The 6,395-nt window shown below is 66.9% G+C and carries 15 protein-coding genes; 4 read left to right on the top strand and 11 right to left on the bottom strand.

Annotated elements, in window-relative coordinates; genetic code table 11:
• The first annotated feature begins 189 nt into the window (after positions 1-189).
• From VJT49_RS14910 to VJT49_RS14895, 4 genes are all read left to right on the top strand, one after another.
• Positions 190-336, top strand: coding sequence for a hypothetical protein (locus VJT49_RS14910; protein ID WP_324165400.1), 147 nt, complete (start codon positions 190-192; stop codon positions 334-336).
• A 173-nt stretch (positions 337-509) separates the two neighbouring features.
• Positions 510-896: an NfeD family protein gene (locus VJT49_RS14905; RefSeq protein ID WP_324165399.1), complete on the top strand. Its 387-nt coding sequence runs from the start codon at positions 510-512 to the stop codon at positions 894-896.
• A gap of 25 nt (positions 897-921) precedes the next feature.
• Positions 922-1,335: a hypothetical protein gene (locus VJT49_RS14900; RefSeq protein ID WP_324165398.1), complete on the top strand. Its 414-nt coding sequence runs from the start codon at positions 922-924 to the stop codon at positions 1,333-1,335.
• Positions 1,335-1,724, top strand: a complete 390-nt coding sequence (locus VJT49_RS14895) for a hypothetical protein (RefSeq protein ID WP_324165397.1) — start codon at positions 1,335-1,337, stop codon at positions 1,722-1,724. Before VJT49_RS14900 ends, VJT49_RS14895 begins: the two co-directional genes overlap by 1 nt.
• Positions 1,725-1,824: 100 nt before the next feature.
• On the opposite strand, the gene VJT49_RS14890 is transcribed toward VJT49_RS14895, so the two are convergent.
• Genes VJT49_RS14890 through VJT49_RS14840 form a run of 11 tightly spaced genes read right to left on the bottom strand, consistent with a single transcriptional unit; the run spans position 1,825 to position 6,391 of the window.
• A complete protein-coding gene (locus VJT49_RS14890; protein WP_324165396.1) occupies positions 1,825-2,127 on the bottom strand; it encodes a hypothetical protein in 303 nt (100 codons plus the stop codon).
• On the bottom strand, positions 2,127-3,152 hold the full coding sequence (locus VJT49_RS14885; RefSeq protein WP_324165395.1) for a LamG-like jellyroll fold domain-containing protein: 1,026 nt from the start codon (positions 3,150-3,152) through the stop codon (positions 2,127-2,129). The genes VJT49_RS14890 and VJT49_RS14885 overlap by 1 nt, the downstream gene beginning before the upstream one ends.
• Positions 3,152-3,610, bottom strand: a complete 459-nt coding sequence (locus VJT49_RS14880; protein WP_324165394.1) for a hypothetical protein — start codon at positions 3,608-3,610, stop codon at positions 3,152-3,154. Before VJT49_RS14880 ends, VJT49_RS14885 begins: the two co-directional genes overlap by 1 nt.
• 3 nt (positions 3,611-3,613) lie before the next feature.
• Entirely contained in the window at positions 3,614-3,802 is a 189-nt protein-coding gene (locus VJT49_RS14875; RefSeq protein WP_324165393.1) for a hypothetical protein, read from the bottom strand.
• Positions 3,803-3,814: 12 nt separating this feature from the next.
• Entirely contained in the window at positions 3,815-4,063 is a 249-nt protein-coding gene (locus VJT49_RS14870; protein ID WP_324165392.1) for a DUF7681 family protein, read from the bottom strand.
• Between the two features lie 12 nt (positions 4,064-4,075).
• Positions 4,076-4,399, bottom strand: coding sequence for a hypothetical protein (locus tag VJT49_RS14865; RefSeq protein WP_324165391.1), 324 nt, complete (start codon positions 4,397-4,399; stop codon positions 4,076-4,078).
• A complete protein-coding gene (locus VJT49_RS14860) occupies positions 4,399-5,022 on the bottom strand; it encodes a glycoside hydrolase family 25 protein (protein WP_324165390.1) in 624 nt (207 codons plus the stop codon). The genes VJT49_RS14865 and VJT49_RS14860 overlap by 1 nt, the downstream gene beginning before the upstream one ends.
• The gene (locus VJT49_RS14855) at positions 5,015-5,326 is read right to left on the bottom strand and encodes a putative phage holin (protein ID WP_324165389.1); all 312 of its coding nucleotides are present in this window, start codon (positions 5,324-5,326) and stop codon (positions 5,015-5,017) included. Before VJT49_RS14855 ends, VJT49_RS14860 begins: the two co-directional genes overlap by 8 nt.
• Positions 5,323-5,529 carry a DUF7620 family protein gene (locus tag VJT49_RS14850; RefSeq protein ID WP_324165388.1) on the bottom strand — a complete coding sequence of 69 codons (207 nt, stop codon included), beginning with the start codon at positions 5,527-5,529 and terminating at the stop codon, positions 5,323-5,325. The genes VJT49_RS14855 and VJT49_RS14850 overlap by 4 nt, the downstream gene beginning before the upstream one ends.
• On the bottom strand, positions 5,526-5,750 hold the full coding sequence (locus VJT49_RS14845; protein WP_324165387.1) for a hypothetical protein: 225 nt from the start codon (positions 5,748-5,750) through the stop codon (positions 5,526-5,528). The genes VJT49_RS14850 and VJT49_RS14845 overlap by 4 nt, the downstream gene beginning before the upstream one ends.
• 32 nt (positions 5,751-5,782) lie before the next feature.
• Positions 5,783-6,391 carry a hypothetical protein gene (locus VJT49_RS14840; RefSeq protein WP_324165386.1) on the bottom strand — a complete coding sequence of 203 codons (609 nt, stop codon included), beginning with the start codon at positions 6,389-6,391 and terminating at the stop codon, positions 5,783-5,785.
• Between the last annotated feature and the right edge of the window lie 4 nt (positions 6,392-6,395).

The raw sequence follows: 6,395 nt of genomic DNA, 5'->3' as shown, positions 1-6,395 counted from the left end.
GCGTGACCGCCGATGCTGCACGTGCGGGCGCGTCACCGAAACAGTCGTCGTCAACTGACCAGGAGGGAGGCGAGATGGCGAAGGACTGCACCGAGTGCGGCGCGAGCGGCACCTGTGACGATCACTGGACCGGCGACGTGGACTGACCGGCGACCGCCGGCGGACACAAGAATGAGGAGGGCATCACCCATGAGCGAAGAGATCATCATCCCGGCTGAGGATGCGGCCGACACCACCGATCCCGCTGTCAAGGCGTTGGTGGCGGCCCGGGAGATCGGCTCGGTCACCGTCAACCAGGAGCCGATCCACGTCGAGGGCGACCTCAATATCGGCTGAGCACGCGGCCAAACGACGGTGGCCCGCCCACTACTCTGACCCCCAGGGAGCAGTGGGCGGGCCACCGTCGACACGCGCGTCTCGCCATCACCTACGGATCCCGGAGGGTCGGGTCGCGGGCGCTTCCGCCTACATGTAGACAGCTCTACACATCATGGTGTAGAGTGGTCTACATGACCAGCCAGCAGGACGCCCAGCAGATGCTCGACCAGATCAAGACCGGCAAAACTGTCTTCACCCGCGGCGATGGCCGCTGGATGGTCATCGGCCCCGCCGACACCATCGCGACCGGCGCCACTGTCGAGGTCACCAAGCGGGACGGCACCACCGAGCAGGTCGTCATCACTCAACTCGGCGCGGCGGGCGACAAGCAGGGCTGCCGCTACCAGGTCGCCCACTTCCGCAAGACCACCACCCCTGCCCCTCGGGCGCGCACCGGTTACACCGAGGTCCACAGCGACACCTACGGCCGTGGCCGCCGCTACCGCAGCCAGCCCGGCGCCACCCAGTACGACGACGGCACCGGCACCTACAGCGTCCAGATCTGGGACCACGCCTGACCGAAAACCGCATGAAGGGATTCAGATGACCACTCCGCCGATCGAGACCTCCATAGGCATCGTCGAGTACCGCCGACTCATGTCGACCATCAGCAAGGCCCTGTACGACTGGAACTCCGACGAGAGTGACCAGTACACCGAGGCCCTCGAGGAGGGCCAGCAGTTGCGTCACTCGTGGACGCCGCCGGATCCGCTCGGCGACCAGCAGCCGGACGAGATCGACGTGGTCGCCTATACCGACCCGCTCGACGGCAGCCCCCGTTACGCCATCCGAGACGCTTCACCGGCTGAACTCGACATCGTGGACTGCGCCACTCAGGCCGAGGCCGAGGCGCTCTACGAGCAGTGGGTCCGCAGAACCGCCGACTGCGGCGACCTCTATGCCCACACCGACGTGCCCGGCGTGGGCACCAGAGATTCGGACGACGAGGAGTATTGATGCAGCGTCACGAACTCGCAGCCTGGCTCGGTGACGACCACCGTCTCACCGACGGCCAGATCACGCACCTGCTCACCATCGCCGAGGAGATCGAGCGCCGCTACCCGGACTCCGAGGACGAGGAGGAGCGGACCGCGGCCCTCGTCGCCGCCTATCGGCTGATGGTCGAGGACAGTCGGGAGGTGGTCGACGACCTGGCGGACACGCTCGCGCGGGCTCGGATCGCCGAGGCCGAGGCGCTGGCCGGCCTCAGGCAGGTCGCGATCACCATCGTCCGGTCCGGTGACCGGTCAGCCCGCGGCATCACCTCCCAGCAGGGGTTCGCCGTCGCGGCGGGCGTAGACCGGCAAACGGTGGTGCGCGACTGGCTGGGGGCGCGCACCCGATGACCCCCCAGTGAGCGCATGAACAAGAAGCCCCGCGCTCGACCCGCCGGTGATACAGCGGGGAGCGCGGGGCCTTTCGGTCACCGGGGGTTCGGCGGCCAGCTCAGGTAATCCTGAGTATGTCGATCTTGCGAGTCGGATGCTCGGGGCTGTCGAGGATCTGCATCCACACATCCCACATGCCATCGGCCAGCTGTACGCCGCCATCCGGGCCGACGAGCAGCCCGGCGACCCCGGCCGACAACCACACGGCCGTACGCCAGTCCCCGGTGACGGGTTCCTGGCCGGTCGCCACGAACGCCAGCTTCACGACGTCCGAGCCGATCGTGATCGGTGTGCCGCTGTAGTTCGTCGCGGTCACGCTGTAGGCCACGTACTCGGTGGCCAAGCTCGACAAGGTGCGCATCAGTCCCCCATCCTCCACCGCGACGAGACCGGCCGTATCGACCAGCGCGACGGCGCCGGCGCGACGGTGACCGTGATGTCTCGCACGTTCAGCGCCGCCGCCGTGTCCGCCTCGACCGCCCGCGCCAATACCAGCTGCTTCGCGCGCGACAGCGCGCCGGCCGATTCGGTTTCGGTCGCCCGCGTCAGCAGGACGTTCTTGCCTCGCGCGAGAGTCGCGGCTGAGCTGGTCGCGACGCTCCTGCCCAGAGTCAGCCGCTTCACGCGTGCGAGCGCCGCAGCCGACGAGGCCTCGGTCGCCCGGCCGGCGATGAGGTTCTTCGACCGGATCAGTGCGGCCGCCGTGCTGGTCTCGACGGCGCGGCCCAGCACCAGCGTGTGACCCAGCGGCGGGTCCGCCTCTGTGGACACCGCTGTCGATCCGGCAGCGAGGTGGTGGCCGTTGCCGGAGTGGTCGGTAAGATCGGTCGAGTCGGTCAGCGGCCAGTCGGCCCACAGGTCGGCTGTCCGGACCGGTGTGGTCGACGCCCATTCGGCTTCGATTTCGGCCTGAGTGAGCACCGATGTCCCGCCGAAAACCCGCACGTAGGCCAGCCGGCCATTGAACCACTCGGTGGCGTCGGTTGGCGATCGGCCGCCGAGCGTGATGCCGGTCGGCGCGCTGGTCGACACGGTGCCGGAGTCGACCTCGGTCGAGCCGCCCACCGTAGCGACATAGGAGGTCGCGGTGGTGCCGCTGCAACTGACCGCGATCTTGCGCCATGCGCCGACCACGAACCCCGTGCCGTTGCTCACGGAGCCGCCGCCCGTGAAGTAGTTCGGCCCGCTGGTGCCGTCACTACTGGTCGCCCACGTCAGCACAGTTGATGCCCCACTGGACGAGTGCAGTCGTGAGAACGTGGAAAAATCATCGCGGTCGACCGATACATACGCCCACGCGGTGATCGTCAACGAGGTCGCCGGACTGGGCGGGCTGGACGCCGTGTGGCTGAGCCGGTCCGTCGCCGCGTCGAAGCGGGTCGACATCAGGCCGCCCGCGCGAACCCGGGGCTCGGGATCGTGATCGTCTGGTCGGTGCCGTCCGTGGTGAACACCGCGTCGTGGTAGGTCACGGGGATCACGCTGGAGTCCGTGCCGGTGGTGGTGTCCGGGTCGTAGCAGACCAGGAACTTCCCGATGCTGTTGTTCGTCGCGCCGCCGGCCGAAGACCACGTGACGTTCGCTGCCGACAGGTCGACCCGGTTGTTCGTGTCGTCCACCGTCACCGTCACCGACGACAGCGTTTTCCGGGCGTAGTTAGTGAAGTCGGCCTCGTCATTGCTGGCGGCCAAGAGCGCGCCGAGGTCGTCGTAGTTGTTCAGGGTGTCATCGGCCTCCAAGCCGGCGGCCTTGAGTAGCACGACGATCAGCGCGTCGTTGGCTGCGGGCAGGCTTGCGTAGTAGGCAATCCTGCCCTTGGAAATGTTGAAGCAGCCGTCGGCCATGGCCTACTCCTTCGCGGCGTTGGCGGGGGCGAGGTAGGTGCCGAGCGCGGCCAGGAGTCCGGCGATGGTGGTGGCCAGCTCGGGTGCCACGTCGAGGTGCGCGGCGTGCAGGATGGCGGCCACACCGACACCGGTGGCACCGCCGAGCAGCGCGCCGATCGCCTTCTTCGCGCGGGCGAGAGCAGTCTTCATTGGACGGTCCTTTCAGCGGTCGAACTCGGTGTCGGGCTTGAAGATGCTGCGAACGAGCCACATGAACCCGTCCTCGATGTTGGTGCGCGCGATAGCGGCCATGCGCTTGTCAGTGCCCGGACGTTGCTGGATTTCCTTCCACAGCTGCGCGACCTGGGATTCGACCGCCTTGACCTGGTTGACCAGATCAATCTCGTCCTGCGTGTGCGTGCGATATCCCTGCACGACACCCGGCGTCTGCGGGTCGATCTGCTCGGCCATGGTCACTTCCTTTCAGGCGGCGAACACGTTGAACGGGACAGGACAGGAGACGACCAGGCGGGCCACCACCACGTCATCGGCGACGACGACCGGGCCGGGCCGATCGGTGTCGAACACGGTGATGGCCGGATAGCCCGGTTGCCCGACAGGCCCGTAGTCGCGGCCCCTCGGGTCGTCGGGGCCGACCGGCGGCGTGCGCTTGATGTAGGTCACCGAGTGCACGGTGATTCTGTTCTCGGGGTGTTCCTTGCCGCCGGCCGCGTAGCCCCAGAGCGAGTGCGGCCGGCCAGCCATCTCGACGACGACCTCTTGGCTGGTTCCTGCGGGATAGCGCATCAGTCCTCCAAGACTGCGATGGGTGTGCGGGTGGATGGTGCGGCGGGGCTGGCTGGCGGTGGCTGGTTGGCCGGGATCGGGCCGCGGTTGAGGTCGACGCTGCCGGCGGTGATGCCAGGGACATGGCCGGAGCTGGACCACTGCCAGATGTCGTGGACCACGGTGGGGGCGGCGCCGTAGCGGGCGGCCCAGATGATCGTCTGCGGCACGGCGGCCAGCACCGGCCCGCGCACGGTGGCGAGCATGGTGTTGTTGCCGTACAGGCACGGCAGATGCCCGCGCTGCGCGACGCGGCGCACGAACGCGACCGCGAAGTCGACCGCGGCCTGGCCCGGTGTGAACGGGTCCTCGAGGTCCAGCGCCGGGGCGAGATCGATCAGGCCGGCTGCCTCGCCGCGGGATACAAGCCGGTCGGCCTGCGCGACCGGGTCGCCGAGCTGGGCGTAGTGGTAGGCACCCATCGCGAGCCCCGCGGCGCGCCCGGCGGGCCCGTAGCCGTTGTCCGGCCGGTTCTCGTCGCCGTCGCTGACCTTGACGTAGCAGAAGCTGTAGCCGGCGCGCCGGACGGCCTGCCAGTCGGTGACGGTCTGATACTTGACGAAAATGTCGATGCCTTCAGCCATGGTTTCGGTCCTCTTTTCGCACGCGAATGAACACGACCCACCGCCACCAGATCACCACGATCAGCGCAATGAACAGCGCCAGGCGAATCCAATTACGGCCCGGCCAGGTCGGAAACAGGAACGCAATCAGACTGTGCAGCAGCAGCGCGCCGATACTGCTGGAGAACGCGACGATGTGCCGGCCGATCTCGCTACGCCACCACGGATAGACGATGCTGTAGTGAACGACGAACCCGAAGCTGGGTATCAGAGCGAGCACGAGCAGCAGCTCGTACAGCAGGCGAATAGCTCCGACGGGGCTCATGCGCGCCTTCCCTTTCTCGCGATCCACGCACGTGTGAACCGCTCAGCGAAATGGTTCTCTTGAAGGTGACGATCCATTTGGTCGGCGAGCCGATCGGTTTCCGCGCGCATCTCGCGGACCTCGGCGAGCTCGGCCTGTGCCTGCCGGACACGCTCGTCCAGATCCGGGATCTGGTGGGTCTTGCGGAACGGCCACCACCTCATACCGGCTCCTCGTTGTCGTGCAGTGCGGAGAACGTTCTATTCACGACCGTCGCGGTCCCCTGGAGTCGCACCAGTTGGATTTTCAGCTCGACGTTCGCGTCGCGTAGAGCCTGGTTCTCGGTCCGCAACTTCTCCTCGCGTGCCCGATAGCGGTCTCCGCGTCTGACGGCCAGGGGCACGACGATGGCCAGCAGCGCCACGACCACGCTGGCCAGGGTCAACCACTCCCCGATGTGCAAGATGCCCGCCCGGTTTATTGGTAGAGGTCGATCAGGATCGATGTACCGGCCGCCCGGAAAATTCCGGTCCCGGACGATGAGTCCTTCCGGCCGCGCAATTTCAGCGTATGGCTGCCGGCCGTCGCCAAAATGATGGTCCAGTGCTTCGAGCCGGGAATACGGGTTTCTGCGGACTGTGCAACGAAAATCGCTTCACCGGCTTGCCTAGTTCCGTCGACGTAGAGATTGCCGTAGCAGTAGCCGGTGCCGGTGACCGTGCAATCCCAGTCGTAATCGGCGGCGACGCGCGCGACCGCATTAGCCACCTGGGTGGTGACCGTGATCGTTGCTCCGGCGATATCCGTGTCGGTGGTCACTGGGATGGTCAGGTCACTGCTCGCCAGGGCGACGAGGTGCTGGATAGTAGGTACCCATACCGATCCGGTGCGCCGATAGATCAGGTTGTCGGTGCTGTTGTAGATGAACTGGCCCTCGTAGGGGCTGGTGACCGCGGCAGTGGACGACACCTGCCGCATCGGCATCACAGTGTCAATCTGGGTGGCCATGGCCTGCATCTGGCTCGGCCCGTTTGGCGAGTCCGACAACGCGGGATATGGGATCGCGAAATTCGGGGTGCTCGGCATGTTT

It is taken from the genome of Amycolatopsis sp. (genome assembly GCF_035276945.1).
Taxonomy (GTDB): domain Bacteria; phylum Actinomycetota; class Actinomycetes; order Mycobacteriales; family Pseudonocardiaceae; genus Amycolatopsis_E.
Note: the sequence above shows the minus strand (reverse complement) of the source record. Positions and strands in the feature narration are given on the sequence as shown.